Below are 19,051 nucleotides of genomic sequence, written 5' to 3'. Positions count from 1 at the left end.
TTCATTTTGAAAAATTATTCTAACACGAATCTTGAGTACAAGCAACCCATTTGCTCACAAGAAAAAGCCTAGATAACTAGACTTTTTTAGCTTATTCTACCGTTACTGATTTAGCAAGATTACGTGGTTTGTCCACATCAAGGCCACGGTGGAGTGTTGCAAAATAAGCGACTAATTGCGTTGGCACAACCATTGAAATTGGTGAGAGGTAAGGGTGGACGGTCGTAAGAACGATGTCGTCTGTATCTTTGGCAACATTTTCTTCTGCAATAGTGAGAACCTTGGCACCACGGGCTGCCACTTCTTGGATATTTCCACGAGTGTGGTTGGCAAGGACTGGATCTGACAAGAGAGCCAAAACAGGCGTTCCTTCTTCAATCAAGGCAATAGTTCCGTGCTTGAGTTCTCCTGCCGCAAAGCCTTCACACTGGATGTAAGAAATCTCTTTGAGTTTAAGGCTTGCTTCCATAGCTACGTAGTAATCTTGACCACGCCCAATATAAAAGGCGTTGCGAGTTGTTTCAAGAAGCTCACGAACCTTGGCTTCAATGGTTTCTTTCTCTGAAAGAGTTGATTCGATAGACTGAGCTACGATTGACAACTCATGAACCAAGTCAAAGACTTGTGCTTTAGCATTGCCATTTGCTTCTCCTACTGCTTTTGCAAGAAAAGCAAGGGCTGCAATTTGTGCTGTATAAGCCTTTGTTGATGCTACGGCAATTTCAGGACCTGCATGAAGGAGCATGGTATGATTGGCTTCACGTGAAAGAGTTGAACCTGGTACGTTTGTCACTGTCAAGCTTGGGATTCCCATTTCATTAGCCTTGACCAAAACCTGACGGCTATCCGCCGTTTCACCAGACTGACTGATAAAGATGAAGAGTGGTTTCTTGCTGAGAAGTGGCATACCGTAACCCCACTCAGATGAAATTCCAAGTTCAACTGGTGTATCTGTCAATTCTTCCAACATTTTCTTAGAAGCAAATCCTGCGTGGTAAGATGTCCCAGCTGCAAGGATGTAGATACGGTCTGCGTCTTGAACAGCCTGGATGATAGCTGGGTCTACTACTACTTGACCAGCCTCATCTGTGTAGGCTTGGATTAGTTTACGCATAACAGTTGGTTGCTCGTCAATTTCCTTAAGCATGTAGTAAGGGTAAGTTCCTTTACCGATATCTGACAAGTCTAGCTCAGCAGTGTAGCTAGCACGCTCACGACGATTTCCATCATAGTCTTGAACTTCCACACTATCAGCCTTGACGATTACCAACTCTTGGTCATGAATTTCCATGTATTGGTTGGTTTCACGAATCATAGCCATAGCATCTGAGCATACCATGTTATAACCTTCACCAAGACCAATCAAGAGTGGTGATTTATTTTTAGCTACGTAGATGACTTCAGGATCTTGTGAGTCAACCAAGGCAAAAGCATAAGAACCACGGATGATGTGAAGAGCTTTTTTGAAGGCTTCAAGAACAGAGAGACCTTCTTCTTCCGCAAATTTTCCAATCAAGTGAACAGCGATTTCAGTATCTGTTTGCCCCTTAAAGTGGTGACCTGCAAGGTATTCTTCCTTGATTTCAAGGTAGTTCTCAATGACCCCATTGTGCACCAAAACAAAACGTTCAGTCTCAGAGCGATGTGGGTGAGCATTGTCTTCCGTTGGTTTTCCGTGAGTAGCCCAACGAGTATGTCCGATACCCGTTGTCCCCTCAACACCAGCTGTCTTAGCAGACAATTCTGCGATACGACCAACAGCCTTCACCAAGTGGTTTTCAGCACCACCTAGGACAAAAATCCCCGCAGAATCATAGCCACGGTATTCGAGCTTTTCAAGCCCTTGAATCAAAATATCAGTTGCATTTGTGTTTCCAACAACACCAACAATTCCACACATAGTATATACGACACAGACCAGCTGTGCTTTCTCCTTAAAATTGGTATAGTCTAATTCCTCTTTTATAGAATCAGCAAAAACAGTATATACTTGTTTCTTTCACTTGTCAAGAGTAAAAATTGGTATAGTTCAAATTACGCTCCTGTTAGCAAAAGACTCTGACCAATTAGGATAATCAGTCAGAGTCCTTTTTAAAATCCATTATTATCGCTTAATTCCTTGAACCAGTGCCCTGATTTCTTCAGACGACGTTCTTGCGTTTCCAAGTCTAATTCGACCAAGCCATAGCGATTTTTATAGCTATTGAGCCATGACCAGCAATCGATAAAGGTCCAAATCAAGTAGCCCTTACAATTGGCTCCGTCTTCAATGGCACGGTGAAGTTCGCGAAGATGACCTTTTACAAAGTCAATACGGTAATCATCTTGAATCATTCCATTCTCACGGAATTTTTCTTCCCCTTCAACACCCATACCATTCTCTGTCAACATCCACTCGATATTACCATAATTTTCCTTGATATTTTGGGCAATGTCATAAATCCCTTGCTCATAAATCTCCCAGCCACGATGAGGATTGATTTTACGTCCAGGCATCACATAAGGCTCATAAAAATGTTCTGGCAAAAGAGGACTCTCTGGATGCTTCGCAAATCGAGGAGCCATAACACGCAAAGGTTGATAGTAGTTGACACCAAGGAAGTCCACAGTATTGTCACGAATGATATCCAACTCCTCCTCTGTAGCATCAGGCAAGAGACCGTATTCATGTAAGATTTCTACCAACTCCTGTGGATAAGTCCCCAAAACAGACGGATCTAAGAAAGATTGGGCCTGAAAAAGGTCCGCAATATTAGCAGCCTTGACATCAGCAGGATGCTGGCTACGTGGATAAGCCGGTGTCAAGTTTAAGACAATCCCAATCTTGGAATCTGGCAAAAGTTCATGACAAGCCTTAACCGCCCGACTGCTGGCCAATTGTGTATGATAAGCTACTTTAACGGCTGCCTCTGCATCCACCTTATGTGGATAATGGGCATCGTAAAAATAGCCAAATTCTACTGGAACTATTGGCTCGTTAAAGGTAATCCATTGATCCACTAAATCTCCATAAATCTCAAAACAAAAACGAGCATAGTCTTCATAGGCTGAAACAGTCGCCTTATTTTCCCAACCATCACCATCCTCTTGAAGGGCAAAAGGCAAATCAAAATGATAAAGATTGACTAAAAGACGAATCTCCTTAGCCTTAATAGCCTCAAAAACCTTACGATAGAAATCCACACCTTGAGCATTGACTTTTCCACGCCCTTGTGGAAAAATCCGTGACCACTGAATAGAAGTCCGAAAGGCCGTATGACCAGTCTCTAACAGTAGCTCAATATCCTTTTCCCAGTTTTCATAAAAGGTTGATGTTTTATCTGGACCAATCCCATTATAGTAACGATTTGGCTCCACTTGGTACCAATAATCCCAGAGATTATCTCCCTTACCGTCACCAGCTACACGTCCTTCTGTTTGTGGTCCAGAAGTAGAGGATCCCCAGACAAAATCCTTTGGAAATCTTAGCATACATTTACCTCTTTATCTACTCATTTTTCCCATTATACAGAAAAAACAAGGTAAAAACTAGTTACATTTTTTCCTTGTTTTTCTTCTGATTATAGTTTTTATTTCTTGCTGAGGATTTCAAGCGTTTCAAGCACGTTATCTGCATGAACTTCGATAGTATCACCAGTCGCTTTAATCTTAACTTCTACGATGCCATCGGCCGCTTTCTTCCCAACAGTGATACGGATTGGCAATCCAATCAAGTCGCTATCACTGAATTTGACTCCGACACGTTCGTTACGGTCATCTGTCAAGACTTCGTAACCAGCTCCCATCAAGCTTGCTTCAAGCTTTTCTGTCAAGGCTTGCGCTTCTTCATCCTTGACATTGACAGTAATCAAGTGCACATCAAATGGTGCCAATTCTTTAGGGAAGTTGATTCCCCAAGCATAACGGTATTCACCTTTTGGCGTTTTGTTAACAAAGAGGCGAGCGTGTTGCTCCATCACTGCTGAAAGGAGACGGCTGACACCGATACCGTAACATCCCATGATAATTGGCACAGCACGGCCATTTTCATCCAAAACATCTGCTCCCATGCTTGCTGAATAGCGAGTGCCGAGTTTGAAGATGTGACCAATTTCGATACCACGCGCAAAGTTAAGGACTCCTTGCCCGTCTGGAGAAATTTCCCCCTCACGAACTTCACGGATATCCACATATTCTGCAGTAAAATCACGACCTGGGTTCACACCAGTCAAGTGGTAGCCATCTTCGTTAGCACCAACAACTGCATTGCGAACATCTTGCACCTTACGATCTGCAATAATTTTAATATTCTCTGGCAAACCAACTGGTCCAAGTGAACCGAACCCTGCTTGAACAAGATTCGCCACTTCTTCTTCGCTAGCAACGTCAAAGAAATCTGCTCCCAAATGGTTTTTCAACTTAACTTCGTTGAGTTGGTCATTTCCAACTAGAAGGGCCGCAACAAGTTCACCATCTGCCATGTAGAAGAGGGTTTTGATCGTTTGTTCTTCTGGAACATTGAGGAAGGCTGCAACTTCATCGATTGATTTAACATCTGGAGTTGCCACACGAGTCACTTCTTCTTCAGCGACAACACGGTTGCTTGGTTTGTACTCGTTTGTTGCCATTTCCAAGTTGGCCGCATAGCTAGATTCACTTGAGTAAGCAATGGTATCTTCACCAGAAACCATCCATTTGAGCAATTCTGCCTTGATTTCTTCTTGCACTTCTGCAGGAATTTCGTCAAATGAGGCAACTGACTTGTCCAAGACAACCCAGCGGTCAAGGTCTGTACGAGCAGGTGTAATGGCCATAAATTCTTGGCTGTCCTTACCACCCATGGCTCCACCGTCACCAATGATAGCCTTGAAGTCTAAACCACTACGAGTAAAAATACGCTCATAAGCAGCCTTATACTCATCATAAACACTGTCCAAGCTATCATAGTTAGCGTGGAAACTGTAAGCATCCTTCATGATGAACTCACGTGTACGAAGAAGTCCATTACGTGGGCGTTTTTCATCACGATACTTAGGCTGGATTTGGTAAAGGTTGAGTGGCAATTGCTTGTAAGACTTAACAGAATCACGAACAATAGCTGTAAAGGTTTCTTCGTGAGTTGGACCTAGGATAAAGTCTGATTTTTCACGGTTTTTTAGCTTGTAAAGGTCTTCACCATAAGTTTCGTAACGACCTGATTCGCGCCACAATTCTGCACTGAGAAGGGCAGGAGCCAACATCTCAACCGCACCAATCTTGTCGAATTCTTGGCGCATGATGTTTTTAGCTTTTTCAATCACACGGTTGGCAAGTGGTAGGTAAGAATAAACACCTGCAGATACTTGACGAACATAGCCAGCTCGCAACATAAGAGCATGGCTGATAACTTGAGCATCGCTTGGCATTTCGCGAAGCGTTGGGATAGGCATTTTACTTTGTTTCATAATATTCCTCGATTATCTAAAAAAGAGTCGCATGATGTCATTCCAAGTCACAGCAATCATCAAGACAACCATGATGACCACTCCAGCCAAGGTGACATAGGTTTCAATTTCTTGTTTCAATGGTTTTCGGCGGATGGCTTCTAGGATATTGAGCACAATCTTACCACCATCCAGAGCTGGAATCGGAATAAGATTAAAAATCCCGATATTGATGGAAATCATTGCCAAGAAGTACAAGACATTCTCAATTCCATTTTTTGCAGCATCACTACTTGCCTTAAAGATAGCAACAGGTCCACCTAGCTTGTTCAAATCCGGCTGGAAAATCAGATTTTTCAATGCCGAGATAATTCGGAGAGCTGAGTCAGCAGCGGTTGTAAAACCACCTACAAACATGGACAGAAAATCTGACTTAATCCCCGGTTGAACACCTAGAAGATAGCGACCTTGATTTTCTTCTGGGGTAACCGTAACTTGTTTGTCACTACCATTTTCAGAAATAGTCACATCCAAACTTGGGGATGTCTTATCTTTGGTTTCTGTCTCCACAGCCTGAATCAAACTTTCCCAGTTACTAATTTCATGTGAGCCAATCTTGGTAATCTGTGCCGTTTCTGGCACTCCTACCTTAGCCAAAGCCCCTTGGGGCATGACATGGAACTGGTTGGTATCAACATCTCTGACACCGCCCTGCATAAAGATTAAAATCCAAAAAACAACGACACCTAAGATAAAGTTGTTCATGGGTCCTGCAAAGTTAGTAATGAGTTTCCCCCAGATAGTTGCATTTTGATATTGAACATCTAGAGGAGCAATCCGAACCTCAGTTCCGTCTGCTTCCACAACCGTTGCATCATGATCCACTGCAAATGTTTTTTCTTCTTCCAGAACCAAGCCCTTGATAAAGAGCTTGTCTTCAAAGTCAAACTGGGTCACCTGCATAGGGAGGGCCGTTTGATCTAATTTTTTACCTGAAAGATTGATGCGTTTAACCTTGCCATCCTCAGCAAGCGTCAAACTGACAGGAGTTCCTGTCTTGATTTCCGTCGTATCATCACCCCAACCAGCCATACGGACATAGCCACCCAGAGGCAAGATTCGAATGGTATAGGCCGTCCCGTCCTTGCCAATATGAGCAAAGATCTTGGGTCCCATGCCAATGGCAAATTCACGCACTAGAATCCCTGATTTCTTGGCAAAGTAGAAATGTCCGAACTCGTGCACCACTACAATAATCCCAAAAACCAGAATAAAGGTTAAAATTCCGAGCATAGTATTTCCTCCGTCTTTTGATTAAAAGAGTCCAAACAAGTGCATAATTGGAAATACAAGCAACATACTATCGAAACGATCCAAAACACCACCATGTCCAGGAATAAATTTCCCAGAATCCTTGACACCAAAGTGACGCTTGATCGAACTTTCTAGTAAATCACCAAATTGTCCAGCAATGCTAAAGAAAATAGCAAAGACTGACATCTTGTAAATTCCATACGGAAGAGCAACTGTTCTGTCAAACATCATAAAGATGATAGTTACTAAAATAGCACCTAAAATACCACCCAAGGCACCCTCAAAGGTTTTATTTGGAGAAACTGTCGGAGCTAATTTTCGTTTACCATAGTTCATCCCAACAAGATAGGCACCACTGTCTGTTGCCCAAACAATACACAAGGCTAATAGTGCCTTATCTAAACCTGCAATTCTAGCATCTAATAGAGCATTAAAACCAAAGCCCACATAGAAACTCATAGCAAGAGGGAAAACCGCATCCTCAATCGTATAGGACTTGCTAAACACAGTCGTTCCTAACATGATTGAAATCAAAACACTATAGGCAACCACATTCCCATCAACTGGCAAAAAAGTCAGGTAATTCTCCAAGGGAATGGTCAAGGCAAAGGTTGCAAAGAGGGTCAAGAGGCCCTCCATCGTCATGGTCTCTAGACCTCTCATCTTCAAAAGTTCATGCATGGCTAGCATGGCTATGATTCCAATTGCTATCTGCAGCAAGAGTCCCCCAATCATTAAAATTGGTAGGAAAATAGCCAGGGCAATCCCTGCAAACAAGGTTCTTTTCTGTAAATCCTGTGTCATATTTCCTCCTAAACTCCTCCAAATCGGCGATGACGACGATTGTAGGCAAGAATGGCTTCCTGCAAGGCCGCCTCGTCAAAATCAGGCCACAAGGTATCCGTAAAATAGAGCTCACTGTAGGCTCCCTGCCATGGAAGGAAATTGCTCAAACGCAATTCTCCACTAGTACGGATAATCAAGTCTGGGTCTCGTAAGTCCTTAGGCAAATGCTGGGTGAAGAGATAGTTGCCAATCAATTCCTCTGTGATGTCACCTGGGTTGATTTTGGCATCTAACACATCCTGGGAAATCAACTTAAGAGCCTGTGTAATCTCAGCACGTCCACCATAGTTGAGGGCAAAATTAAGAATCAAACCTGTGTTGTTCTTAGTCAATTCCTCAGCTTTAGTCAGAGCTTCAAAAGTTTGCTTAGGAAGGCGATCTGTCTCCCCAATCATTTGAATCTTAACATTATTCGCATGCAATTCCGGGACATAATTATCATAAAACTCTACTGGCAAGTTCATGATAAACTTGACTTCCTGATCTGGACGGTTCCAATTTTCCGTAGAAAAAGCATAGACCGTAATAACCTTGACGCCTAGTTTGTTGGCTGCCTTGGTCACAGTTTGCAATGCTTCCATGCCCGCCTTATGTCCAAAAACCCTCGGTTGCATACGTTTTTTAGCCCAACGGCCATTACCATCCATGATGATGCCGATATGAGCAGGAACCTGTGTCGGAACCTCTACTTCCACAGCCTTATCTTTCTTAAAAAATCCAAACATGATCTTATTCCTATTCAAAAATCTATCGTTTCATTATACCATATTTCCCTATTTTCTTCTATCACTAAGCTATTTATACTCTTCGAAAATCAAATTCAAACCACGTCAGCTCTATCTGCAACCTCAAAACAGTGTTTTGAGCAACCTGCGGCTAGCTTCCTAGTTTGCTCTTTGATTTTCATTGAGTATTATTCTCAGGCACCAAGCCCATTTTTCAAAAAAATAAGCCGCCTGATTGGGCGACTCTATTTTTTATAGGGAGATTATTATGAAAAAGTTTTAGGAGTTTAAGTTAAGGTCTTCTTAACTTATGGACTTAGTATACACTTCCTAGCTTAAAGTTTCCTTAAGTATTTTTTAAAATCAAATTTTTCCATTTCTCCTGCCAATTTTTCTTGGATAGACGTGTTCGATAGAGAACCATTCGGTCTTGATTCTCTAAAAAATGAGGAGTTGGACGAACTTGAAAATTCAAAATATCCTCCAAACCGTATGGAGTAAAGAGTTCCAAAACGGATTTTTCATTCAAGCGCAGTCCAACAGCCGTACATCGTTCTGGATACTTACTCATAGCATCACAAGAGCTGCTATAGGGAGCAGTATGAGGGCTGTGCTGGTGCATATAGACCTGATTTTTCAATTCCCACTGATACTGAGGAAAATCCGCTCTCAACTTTTTCTCTAGGAACAAGGTTTCCTCATAAGAAATATCCGGATCAAAGAAAATCACATCTACATCTGTTTCAAGATCAAATGCTGGTCTCTCTGACAAGAGATTCCAGATAAAATTTCTGACAGAACCTGCTGCCAACCAAGAATCTTTCAGACCAAGGTTTCGGATGATAGTCAAAATAGCCATCATATCCGGATTTTCTCTGAAAGCCTCTAGAATTTCTTGCTCATTTTTCACTATATTCATAACCTAAGTGCTCATATGCCTTAGCAGTCGCCACCCGTCCAGACCGTGTCCGCATGATAAAACCCTTTTGAATCAAGTAGGGCTCATACATGTCTTCAACTGTCTCACGCTCTTCTGCTATGTTAACAGAAAGAGTTCCTAGACCAACAGGACCACCACCGTACATCTCAATCATGGTGCGAAGGATTTTCTGGTCCACATAGTCCAGACCTTCATGGTCAACATCCAGCATAGTCAAAGCCTTATCAGTAATAAGATCATCGATAACCCCATTCCCTATAATCTGGGCAAAATCGCGCACGCGTTTGAGGAGACGATTGGCAATACGAGGGGTTCCACGACTACGTAGGGCTAATTCAGATGCTGCCTCATGAGTGATTTCCATCTCAAAAATATCTGCCGTCCGCTCAACAATTTCCGTCAAGTCAGCATGGGCATAATACTCCATGTGACCTGTAATTCCAAAACGTGCCCGTAGCGGATTTGAGAGCATACCAGCCCGAGTCGTCGCACCAATCAAAGTGAAAGGTGGCAACTCCAAATGAACACTGCGACTGCCTTCACCAGCCCCAATCATGATATCAATGTAGAAGTCCTCCATGGCACTATAAAGCACCTCTTCCACTGACATTGGCAAACGATGAATCTCATCAATAAAGAGAACATCCCCAGGCTCTAAGTCATTCAAAATCGCTACCAAATCACCGGCTTTTTCAATGACTGGACCCGAAGTCTGCTTGAGATTGACACCTAGTTCATTGGCAATAACAAAAGCCATGGTCGTTTTTCCCAAGCCTGGAGGGCCAAATAAAAGCACATGATCCAGCGCTTCATCCCGCATTTTGGCAGCTTCTATAAAGATTTGAAGCTGGTCCTTGACCTTATCCTGCCCAATATATTCACGTAAATACTGAGGACGGAGCGTGCGTTCTACTAACTCCTCGTCCCCCATTATCTCATTATCTAAAATTCTACTCATGGCTCTATTATATCAAAAAACCAAGCCACAAACAAAAAAGCCACCTGATTAGATGACCCTCGACTTTAGCACTTTATTCTACATCACTGCTTCATCGCCTGCGATAGGAAGTAAGATAGCCCATGATGGAACTAATCCTTAAAATTATCATCGGACCAATTGTGGTCGGTGTTGTTCTTCGCTTATACTCAATGAAAATCAAAGAGCAAACTAGGAAGCTAGCCGCAGGCTGTACTTGAGTACGGCAAGGTGAAGCTGACGTGGTTTGAATTTGATTTTCGAAGGGTATTAGTCGATAAATGGCTAAACAAAGATAGATAGTGTCAAAAAAGACCCCAAGCTTATTTGGACGTGAGCTTGGGGTCTTTTCTAGCCTATGATATAGACACAATACTTAATTCTCTTTCATTATCCCACAGTTCACACATTTCGTCAAAGATTTACATTCTCAGCTTCGCAAGCTTTAACCGCTGTACAACAATATGATGACTCACTCCTCGACAACCAAGAACATTATTACAGCAGTTCCAGTCCTTCAATTAACAGTCACTTACAATCAAATTGAGTTTGAAGTAGCTGAAGCGACAACAGACCTATTTATTAGTCATATTCGCTAAAAAAAGTCCCCGCCAATTCCCCGACCAAAATCCGAAAAATATCGGAAAATGATTTTTAGAATAGTCCCCAAAATCCTGAAATAGAGCCAAAAAACTCCACCTGATTGGGTGGAGTTAAGGGAGATTATTATGAAAAAGAAAAGTTTAGGATTTTATTAAATAAAGTTAGGAGGTCTTTATTTAATAACTATATGATACAAGACAAAGCTTAAAACTAGCTTAACTTTTCTCAAATTTTACTATTTTGCAAAAAAAATCTATCACCATCACCTATCCACGAAAAAAGCCACCTGATTGGGTGGCTTCATTAGGAGATTATGATGAAAAAAGTTTTAGGATTTCATTAAATAAAGTTAGGAGGTCTTTATTTAATGACTATATAATACTAGACCATCCTTAAATTTTGCTTAATAAAAAACAAATTTTATTATTTTTCTCGATTCATCCAAGTCATTCCTATACAATTATAGGTGGATAAGATTTCAAAGCCCATAGAACGATAGAATCCCAAGGTTCTTTCTGTCTGGCCTGTCACCAGCTGGACTTGATAGGCATCTTTGTAATCCTCTAAAGCCTCTTTCATCAAGGCGCTACCAATCCCTTGACGCTGATAGATTGGTAAAACAATTAAATCCTGAACCAATACTGATGAGAATCCATCGCCAACCAAACGAATCAAGCCTACCACAGCATCGCCATCAAGTGCCACATAAATCGCTAATGAATGAGATAAGGCCTGCTCCAGCATCTGAGGTTGATTTGTATAATTTGTCCAACCGACAGCCTGATAGAGATAAAAAACATCCTCGAGCTGGACAATTTCTTGTTTTCTAATGATTATCATGTCACCACCTCTTAGAGTTCTCTCAAACTCTTGTACTGTCGTCCATTTTGGTCAAAATTTTCAGGAGACAACCACGTTTCCAAACGCGTTTTGACTTTTGGCCAGTCCTTATCAATCATAGACAACCAATCCGTATCCCTCGTACGCCCCTTATAAATGACTGCCTGACGGAAGGTTCCTTCATAAATAAAGCCCAAACGCTCCGCAGCTCGTCTTGATGGCAGATTTAAGGCATCACATTTCCACTCATAGCGACGATAGTTAAGCTCCTCAAAGACATAGCGAGCCAAGAGATACTGAGCTTCTGTCCCTATCCTTGTCCCCCTGAGCTCTGGAGAAAAAGTGACAGCTCCCACTTCTATTACTCGGTTATTCTGGTCAATACGCATGAGAGAAAAAGTTCCTAAAACTTTACCAGTTTCCTTGTCTATGATTGCATAGTAAAAACGGTCCTTACGAGCTAACATCTGATTTAAAAGGGTAACCAGCTCCTCCATATCTGCCACTGGTTCCTGAAAAAGGTAGGTCCACATCTCCCGAGGAGTATCCGGACCATAAACAGCTAATAAATCCTCCGTATGCTTTTCCACTGAAAGAGCTTCTATTCGAGCATATCGCCCTTCTAAGAAATCAATAGAAGGCAGTTCACCTGGTGTATAACCTTCCATTGACTCACCAATCATTTGACCATATTCATTTACTGGCATAACTTTCCCCTTGTTTTGCTTTCCAAACTTTATAGTTGCCCATAGTATATCATACTTTCATAAGAAGACTCAAAAAATCCTCCAGATTCTACTCTGAAGGATTCCTATCTTATTTCACAACAATATTAACCAATTTGGTTGGCTTCAATAGTCCAGTGGACTATTGAAGGTGGCAGATAGAGCTAATAAACTCGTTATTTAACGACGATATTAACGAGTTTGTTAGGTACCGCAATTACTTTCACGATGTCCTTACCGTCAATTTCTGCTTTGACTTTTTCATCCGCTAGAGCAATTTCTTGCAATTCTTCGCGTGATAGGTCTTTAGCGACCATGAGTTTGGCACGAACTTTTCCTTTGATTTGGACAACGATTTCGATTTCGTCTTCAACCAATTTGCTTTCGTCCCATGTTGGCCAAGCCACGTAAGAGATTGACTCACCTGTTGCCGCAACTGTTTGCCAGAGTTCTTCTGCCAAGTGAGGTGAAAATGGGGCAATCAATTGGATAAAGCCTTTGGCGTAGTCCACATAGAGTTTGTCTTCCTTGTTAGCAGCGTTGACAAAGACCATAAGTTGAGCAATGGCTGTGTTGAATTTGAGGGACTCGATTTGCTCTGTGACAGCTTTAACGGTTTCGTTGTAAACCTTGTCGAGAGAGCCATTGTTTTCTGCAACAATTTCCTTGCTTGTAATCAAACGGTAAACACGGTCAAGGAACTTACGGCTTCCTTCCAGACCTTCTTCAGACCAAGCAATCGAAGCATCAAGTGGTCCCATAAACATTTCATAGACACGAAGGGTATCGGCACCGTATTGTTCCACAACATCATCTGGGTTAACAACGTTCTTGAGCGATTTAGACATCTTGGCTGGCGCTTGCTCCAACTCCTCTCCTGTTTCCACATGGAAGAAAGAACCGTCACGTTTTTCAACCTTGTCGGTTGCCACAAGAGCCCCACGGTGGTCACGGTAGCTGGTTCCCAAAATCATTCCTTGGTTAAAGAGTTTTTGGAATGGTTCCTTAGTCGGAACAACACCGAGGTCATAGAGGAATTTATGCCAGAAACGAGCGTAAAGCAAGTGAAGAACGGCATGCTCTGCACCACCCACATAGATATCTACTGGCAACCATTGTTTGAGAAGATCCTCATCAGCCAATTTCTCAGTATTGTGTGGGTCGATATAGCGGAGGTAGTACCAGCTTGAACCAGCCCACTGTGGCATAGTATTGGTTTCACGACGACCTTTGACGCCATCTTCACGAGTCACTTCAAGCCAATCTGTCAAATTAGCTAGTGGACTTTCACCAGTACCTGAAGGACGGATATCCTTGGTTACTGGCAAGACAAGTGGCAATTCATTTTCAGGAACAGCTGTTGAAGTTCCGTCTTCCCAATGAATGATAGGAATTGGCTCACCCCAGTAACGTTGACGGCTAAAGAGCCAGTCGCGGAGACGGTAGGTCACCTTCTCTTGACCACAGCCTTTTTCTTCCAACCAAGCCACAATCTTAGCAATTGCGTCTTCTTTGTTGAGTCCATCTAGGAAGTCTGAATTAACGTGAAGGCCATCTTCTGTGTAGGCAGCTTCTGCTACATTTCCACCTTCAAGTACTTCTACGATTGGAAGGTCAAATTGTTTGGCAAATTCCCAGTCACGTTGATCGTGGGCAGGCACAGCCATAACGGCACCTGTTCCGTAACTAGCAAGAACATAGTCGGCAATCCAGATTGGAATTTCCTTACCATTGACAGGGTTGATGGCATAAGCACCAGTCCAAACACCAGTTTTTTCTTTGGCAAGGTCTGTACGAGCCAAGTCAGACTTGAGGCTAGCTTGGTGTTTATAGTCTGCTACTGCTTCTGCTTGCTCTGGACTTGTGATAGCGTCAACCAAATCATGTTCAGGAGCCAAAACAGTGAAAGTCGCACCGAAAAGGGTGTCCGGACGAGTGGTAAAGACTGTGAATTCCTTGTCTGTTCCCTTAACTTTAAAAGTTACATTAGCACCAGTTGATTTCCCAATCCAGTTGCGTTGCATGTCCTTGATAGACTCCGGCCAATCTAGTTCATCTAAATCATTGAGCAAGCGCTCTGCGTAAGCCGTGATTTTGAGCATCCATTGGCGCATTGGCTTGCGGACAACTGGATAGCCTCCACGCTCAGAAGTTCCGTCAGGAAGAACCTCTTCGTTGGCGATGGCTGTTCCCAATTCCTCAACCCAGTTTACTGGCACTTCCGCTTCATAGGCCAAGCCTTTTTCGTAAAGCTTAGTGAAAATCCATTGGGTCCACTTGTAGTAGTTTGGATCTGTTGTATTGACTTCACGATCCCAGTCATAAGAAAATCCAAGCGCATTGATTTGGCGTTTGAAGTTGGCAATGTTCTCAGCTGTAAATTCTGCTGGGTCATTACCTGTATCCATAGCGTATTGCTCTGCAGGCAAACCAAAAGCATCCCAACCCATTGGGTGAAGGACATTGTAGCCTTGCGCACGTTTGAAACGGCTGAGGATATCCGTTGCGGTATAACCTTCTGGATGTCCTACGTGCAGACCCGCTCCAGACGGATAAGGAAACATATCAAGAGCATAAAACTTAGGTTTTGATGCATCTGTTCCTGTCTTAAATGTATGATGTTCTGCCCAGTAGCCCTGCCACTTAGGCTCAATTTCTTTATGATTGTAAAAACTCATGGTCTCTCTCCAATTTTGTGATGTTACTATTATACCATTTTTGAGGGAATTTGGTCTCGTTCTATTCTATACTTTTCTATTTTACCTTGCTCTAGAATTTTTAAACTGCTATACTTATAACAGAAAACCCTTCCAAGGAGGTAGCGGATGTCTCATTCCTTTAAAAAATCTCTCCAAAAAGAAATTCTCCATAGAAGCTCTATCGCAGCCTTTATGACCTCTCTTTTACTACTCATTTTACTTTTTGGTTTTTCCTATTTTTTACAAAAGCAACAACTCTCCAAAGACACGAGACAGATTGTCAAACAAGTTCAAGAGATGAAAGAAGCAAATAATGAGCTCCTGACCACTATGAACTATAAAATGATTCCTGGATTTTTGGATGGCAAACACACAGAGAGAGAAGTCTTTAGCTTATTTTACGAGACAAAAGCTAAATTAAAACTTAGTTCTGACCTCATTATCCTAAGTGATACAGGTGAATTACTATTTAGTACCAATCGCAATCATCAAGAAAGTATTTTATCTCCCTACTATCTAAAACTGCTCATTCAAAATCCTTCTCAAGAAAAAGTTACAGAAAAAATTGCACTCTCTTCAGATAAGCAACATTACACACTCTTTATCAAACCACTACTTCAAAACCAACGAGTTATAGCCTATACGATTGCTTTCGTAAATGAGAATGATTTCATCTCAAGTTTCCCAATGATAAATTCTAAATACATCATTACCGATAGCTTTGGAAATATGTTTTCCAACAATACAAACCAGTTCACTCGCTCCACTCTTGAAAAATTTGATGAAAAACTCCTACACTCTCGTACCCACTGGTATGAGAATGAACCGCTTATTGTTCAAAAAGAAAAAGTCGGTGCTATTTTTTCAATCTATACTTTTCAATCCTTTTTTCCTATTCCTAGCTTACTCGGCCTAGCCTCCATTCTCACCTTATGTATATTCTTCCTCTACTTCTGGCAAGCAAGACGAATTGCTCATAAGATTGCTACACACAACGCTGTTCCTATTGAAAGCTTAGTTTACCAACTTCAAGAAATTCCCAAACAAGCAGAAAAAAGACTTTCTCTACAAACAGGTGATGAGTTTGAATTTATGGCCGAAAAAATTAATAATATGTTGTATGAATTAGATCAACTTCATCAGAAAATGTTGACCATCGAAAAAGAAAAGTGGATTTTTGAAAGAAAAATGCTGGAAGCTCAGTTCAATCCTCATTTTCTCTACAATACACTTGAGACGATTAAAATCACTTCTTTAATGGATGCAGCTCTCACACAAGACCTGATTCAAAATCTCACGCGCATTCTTCGCTACAGTATCACCGATTTAGAAAAAGAAACAACCATTTGCCAAGATTTAAAGATTATAGAGGATTACCTTATTATTCATAAGATTCGTTTCGAGCACTTTTCCTATGATATTGTCTGCCCAGAAACTATCGATAATCAACCTATTCCTAAACTTTTCTTGCTTCCTCTAGTAGAAAATGCTATAAAATATGGGATGCAATACCGTATTGATCTTCATATTGATATCCAAATTACCTTGGAAGCAGATTCTCTAACTTTTTTAGTCAAGGATAATGCTGGAGGACTCACAAAACAAGAGCGACTCGCTATTTTAGACTCTTTAGAAAGCCCTCATACCCAGCATGGCATCGTTAACAGCTATAAACGATTGAGCAATTTCTTTTCTGATGTCCAGCTAGATTTAGGAGTCAATCGCCAAGGAGAAACTTGGGTCAAATTTATAACGAAAGGACTAACTCATGTTTAAGCTCATTATCGTAGAAGACGAACACCTCATTCGAAAATGGCTAGAGATTGCCGTAGACTACTCTGCCTTAGGTATCCAAGTAGTAGGAACTGCCAGTCACGGTCAAGAGGGAATGAAACTCATCCAAGAAAAAGAACCTCATATTGTCTTAACAGACATCACAATGCCAATTATGGATGCTTTTATGATGTTCGAAGCCACTCGTACTCTCTCCTATGAAAAAGTTATTTTATCAGGTTATAACGATTTTCAAAATGCCAAAAAAGCCATGCAATATGGGGCAGTTGATTTCTTATCCAAACCAATTGATACCAAGGAGTTGACAGAATGTCTTCAAAAAATTGTTTTGCGATTACGAGTTAGCACTCGTCAAGAAACTCCTTTTTTAGAAGAATATCAAACTTTACTTACCTCTATCCAACAAATTGATACACAAAACCAAATCATTCAGCAAATTCTTGAATTTGTTCATCAACACTACTGTATGCACTTTACCATTTCTAGCATTGCAGAGAATCTAGGGTATAGCGAAAGTTATCTATATAAGGTTATCAAAGAAGACTTCCCAATGACGCTAAATGAATATATCTTACGCTACCGCCTCAAGCAAGCTATAGATAAAATGGCTGAATCCCCCAATTCCCCCCTAAGCGATATCTCTGAACAAATTGGATTTTCAGACTATAAATATTTTGCAAAAGTTTTTAAAAAGTATCTCCATATTTCTCCAAAAGAATTAAAACTCATGGATAAAAACCATTGATGTAAAAGGATTGCTCAGCTCAGGCAATCTTTTTATTTTGTGCTTTTACCCAATGAAAATCAAAGTGCTAACTACTCAAATCATAGCTTTGAGATTGCAGATAAAGCGACGTGTTTTGAAGAGTATTACCATCAAAATCTCAGCTACAATTCACCCATCCTTGCTCTAGGAACCCATTTCCTATTTCCCGTTTTAGATTTCTTTAAGGTTTTTATTATATCCTGTAGAACTCTACAATTTAAAAACATTAACAATCTAGGTAGAGAAATTGTTCGTAAAAAAGGAGATACTTATGAAAAAAATACTATTCTTTCTCTCTTGTGGATGGATATTCCTTTCTTTATCAGGATGTTCTTCACCTATAGAAGCAGAAACTAGCGCTGAAAAAGATTCAGATAACACTTTGGTTGTCTACTCGCCTAACCCTGAAGACCTTATCGAAGAAACAATCCCTTCCTTCGAAGAAAAATATGGTATTAAGGTTGATTTAGTACAAGCCAGCACTGGTGAATTATTCAAAAAAGCTGAGGCCGAAAGAGAATCCCCAGTAGCCGATGTCATTTTCGGAGGCTCCTACGCCCTCTTCTCTTCTAACGAAAAACTTTTTGAACCTTATATTTCTCAAGAAAACGACCAGATAATCCCTGAATATCAAAATAAAACTGGATTCTACACCCCTTACACACTGGATGTCAGTGTTATCATTGCCAATTCAGCCCTTACAAAAGATATAAAAATTGAAGGCTACAATGATCTACTCAATCCTAAATTAAAAGGAAAAATTGCTACTGCTGATCCAAGTAATGCTTCTAGTGCCTTTGCTCAATTAACAAACATGCTTGTAGACCAAGGTGGATACGAAAATGAACAAGCTTGGACCTATGTAAAAAATCTATTTACCCTAGTAGATGGAAAGATTGCATCTAGTTCTTCAAATGTTTACAAAGCTGTCGCCGATGGGGAAATGGCTGTTGGACTCACCTATGAAGATCCTGCTTTAAAACTCTTAAATGATGGGGTTGATGTAAAAGTCATTTATCCAAAAGAAGGAACCGTCTTTTTACCTGGTAACGCAGCTATCGTCAAAAATGCCAAACACATGGAAAACGCTAAGAAATTTATCGATTTCCTCCTTTCTCAAGAAATCCAAGATAAGCTAGGAACTGAAACAACAATCAGACCCATTCGTAAAAATGCTAAAACCAATAAAAATATGAAGGCTATGACAGAAATCAAGATTGCCACCGAAGATTCCGATTATGTCATTAAAAACAAATCCGCTATTCTTAAAAAGTACAATGATATTTTCACAGATATTCTATCTAAAAAATAAAATTTGATTTCCCAATGATTAACTGTCGCACCCTACTATAAAATCAAAAGATTACTTCCGTTTTTGTAGAGAATTTTACTCTAATAGAATAGAATTATCAGTTTTAAAA

General features: G+C 41.0%; 15 protein-coding genes. 4 read left to right on the top strand and 11 right to left on the bottom strand.

Annotation, left to right across the window (positions count from 1 at the left end; all coding sequences use genetic code 11):
* Window positions 1-91 precede the first annotated feature (91 nt).
* The 8 genes from glmS to ruvB form a co-directional block, all read right to left on the bottom strand.
* Complete coding sequence (gene glmS, locus M1F55_RS00805; protein ID WP_084950758.1) at window positions 92-1,900, bottom strand: glutamine--fructose-6-phosphate transaminase (isomerizing); 1,809 nt, start codon at window positions 1,898-1,900, stop codon at window positions 92-94.
* 191 nt (window positions 1,901-2,091) lie between these two features.
* Entirely contained in the window at window positions 2,092-3,471 is a 1,380-nt protein-coding gene (gene bglA / locus M1F55_RS00800; protein ID WP_247947076.1) for a glycoside hydrolase family 1 protein, read from the bottom strand.
* Between the two features lie 98 nt (window positions 3,472-3,569).
* Window positions 3,570-5,423 carry a proline--tRNA ligase gene (locus tag M1F55_RS00795; protein WP_247947075.1) on the bottom strand — a complete coding sequence of 618 codons (1,854 nt, stop codon included), beginning with the start codon at window positions 5,421-5,423 and terminating at the stop codon, window positions 3,570-3,572.
* A 12-nt stretch (window positions 5,424-5,435) separates the two neighbouring features.
* Window positions 5,436-6,695 carry an RIP metalloprotease RseP gene (rseP, locus tag M1F55_RS00790; RefSeq protein WP_247947074.1) on the bottom strand — a complete coding sequence of 420 codons (1,260 nt, stop codon included), beginning with the start codon at window positions 6,693-6,695 and terminating at the stop codon, window positions 5,436-5,438.
* A 21-nt stretch (window positions 6,696-6,716) separates the two neighbouring features.
* Window positions 6,717-7,520 (bottom strand): phosphatidate cytidylyltransferase, encoded by an 804-nt coding sequence (locus M1F55_RS00785; RefSeq protein ID WP_000189852.1) that lies wholly within the window; start codon window positions 7,518-7,520, stop codon window positions 6,717-6,719.
* Between the two features lie 8 nt (window positions 7,521-7,528).
* Window positions 7,529-8,287: an isoprenyl transferase gene (locus tag M1F55_RS00780; RefSeq protein WP_050127886.1), complete on the bottom strand. Its 759-nt coding sequence runs from the start codon at window positions 8,285-8,287 to the stop codon at window positions 7,529-7,531.
* 346 nt (window positions 8,288-8,633) lie between these two features.
* Entirely contained in the window at window positions 8,634-9,206 is a 573-nt protein-coding gene (locus M1F55_RS00775; protein WP_049515488.1) for a nucleotidyltransferase family protein, read from the bottom strand.
* Window positions 9,187-10,185 (bottom strand): Holliday junction branch migration DNA helicase RuvB, encoded by a 999-nt coding sequence (ruvB, locus tag M1F55_RS00770; RefSeq protein WP_080977718.1) that lies wholly within the window; start codon window positions 10,183-10,185, stop codon window positions 9,187-9,189. Before ruvB ends, M1F55_RS00775 begins: the two co-directional genes overlap by 20 nt.
* Before the next feature lie 482 nt (window positions 10,186-10,667).
* Between ruvB and M1F55_RS09005 the strand changes: the two genes are divergently transcribed.
* Window positions 10,668-10,802, top strand: coding sequence for a hypothetical protein (locus M1F55_RS09005; RefSeq protein ID WP_257960423.1), 135 nt, complete (start codon window positions 10,668-10,670; stop codon window positions 10,800-10,802).
* A 427-nt stretch (window positions 10,803-11,229) separates the two neighbouring features.
* On the opposite strand, the gene M1F55_RS00765 is transcribed toward M1F55_RS09005, so the two are convergent.
* The 3 genes from M1F55_RS00765 to leuS form a co-directional block, all read right to left on the bottom strand.
* Window positions 11,230-11,646, bottom strand: a complete 417-nt coding sequence (locus M1F55_RS00765; RefSeq protein WP_084947820.1) for a GNAT family N-acetyltransferase — start codon at window positions 11,644-11,646, stop codon at window positions 11,230-11,232.
* Window positions 11,647-11,657: 11 nt separating this feature from the next.
* The gene (locus M1F55_RS00760; protein WP_049515493.1) at window positions 11,658-12,353 is read right to left on the bottom strand and encodes a GNAT family N-acetyltransferase; all 696 of its coding nucleotides are present in this window, start codon (window positions 12,351-12,353) and stop codon (window positions 11,658-11,660) included.
* Between the two features lie 194 nt (window positions 12,354-12,547).
* A complete protein-coding gene (gene leuS, locus M1F55_RS00755; protein ID WP_247947073.1) occupies window positions 12,548-15,049 on the bottom strand; it encodes a leucine--tRNA ligase in 2,502 nt (833 codons plus the stop codon).
* Between the two features lie 147 nt (window positions 15,050-15,196).
* Between leuS and M1F55_RS00750 the strand changes: the two genes are divergently transcribed.
* The 3 genes from M1F55_RS00750 to M1F55_RS00740 all read left to right on the top strand — a co-directional run bounded on the left by M1F55_RS00750 (window position 15,197) and on the right by M1F55_RS00740 (window position 18,942).
* The gene (locus M1F55_RS00750; RefSeq protein WP_078228265.1) at window positions 15,197-16,846 is read left to right on the top strand and encodes a sensor histidine kinase; all 1,650 of its coding nucleotides are present in this window, start codon (window positions 15,197-15,199) and stop codon (window positions 16,844-16,846) included.
* Complete coding sequence (locus M1F55_RS00745; protein WP_000475407.1) at window positions 16,839-17,609, top strand: response regulator transcription factor; 771 nt, start codon at window positions 16,839-16,841, stop codon at window positions 17,607-17,609. The genes M1F55_RS00750 and M1F55_RS00745 overlap by 8 nt, the downstream gene beginning before the upstream one ends.
* Before the next feature lie 292 nt (window positions 17,610-17,901).
* A complete protein-coding gene (locus M1F55_RS00740) occupies window positions 17,902-18,942 on the top strand; it encodes an ABC transporter substrate-binding protein (protein WP_078238039.1) in 1,041 nt (346 codons plus the stop codon).
* Window positions 18,943-19,051: the final 109 nt, after the last annotated feature.

Origin of the sequence: Streptococcus mitis (assembly GCF_023109235.1) — a bacterium.
In the GTDB taxonomy this organism is placed as follows: Bacteria; Bacillota; Bacilli; order Lactobacillales; family Streptococcaceae; genus Streptococcus; species Streptococcus mitis_DA.
This window is presented reverse-complemented; position numbering and strand designations above follow the sequence as displayed.

Excerpts from the sequence above, each read along its gene's own strand:
- glmS (WP_084950758.1), bottom strand. The coding sequence starts at position 1,900 with ATGTGTGGAATTGTTGGTGTTGTTGGAAACACAAATGCAACTGATATT.
- bglA (WP_247947076.1), bottom strand. The coding sequence starts at position 3,471 with ATGCTAAGATTTCCAAAGGATTTTGTCTGGGGATCCTCTACTTCTGGA.
- M1F55_RS00795 (WP_247947075.1), bottom strand. The coding sequence starts at position 5,423 with ATGAAACAAAGTAAAATGCCTATCCCAACGCTTCGCGAAATGCCAAGC.
- rseP (WP_247947074.1), bottom strand. The coding sequence starts at position 6,695 with ATGCTCGGAATTTTAACCTTTATTCTGGTTTTTGGGATTATTGTAGTG.
- M1F55_RS00785 (WP_000189852.1), bottom strand. The coding sequence starts at position 7,520 with ATGACACAGGATTTACAGAAAAGAACCTTGTTTGCAGGGATTGCCCTG.
- M1F55_RS00780 (WP_050127886.1), bottom strand. The coding sequence starts at position 8,287 with ATGTTTGGATTTTTTAAGAAAGATAAGGCTGTGGAAGTAGAGGTTCCG.
- M1F55_RS00775 (WP_049515488.1), bottom strand. The coding sequence starts at position 9,206 with ATGAATATAGTGAAAAATGAGCAAGAAATTCTAGAGGCTTTCAGAGAA.
- ruvB (WP_080977718.1), bottom strand. The coding sequence starts at position 10,185 with ATGAGTAGAATTTTAGATAATGAGATAATGGGGGACGAGGAGTTAGTA.
- M1F55_RS09005 (WP_257960423.1), top strand. The coding sequence starts at position 10,668 with ATGATGACTCACTCCTCGACAACCAAGAACATTATTACAGCAGTTCCA.
- M1F55_RS00765 (WP_084947820.1), bottom strand. The coding sequence starts at position 11,646 with ATGATAATCATTAGAAAACAAGAAATTGTCCAGCTCGAGGATGTTTTT.
- M1F55_RS00760 (WP_049515493.1), bottom strand. The coding sequence starts at position 12,353 with ATGCCAGTAAATGAATATGGTCAAATGATTGGTGAGTCAATGGAAGGT.
- leuS (WP_247947073.1), bottom strand. The coding sequence starts at position 15,049 with ATGAGTTTTTACAATCATAAAGAAATTGAGCCTAAGTGGCAGGGCTAC.
- M1F55_RS00750 (WP_078228265.1), top strand. The coding sequence starts at position 15,197 with ATGTCTCATTCCTTTAAAAAATCTCTCCAAAAAGAAATTCTCCATAGA.
- M1F55_RS00745 (WP_000475407.1), top strand. The coding sequence starts at position 16,839 with ATGTTTAAGCTCATTATCGTAGAAGACGAACACCTCATTCGAAAATGG.
- M1F55_RS00740 (WP_078238039.1), top strand. The coding sequence starts at position 17,902 with ATGAAAAAAATACTATTCTTTCTCTCTTGTGGATGGATATTCCTTTCT.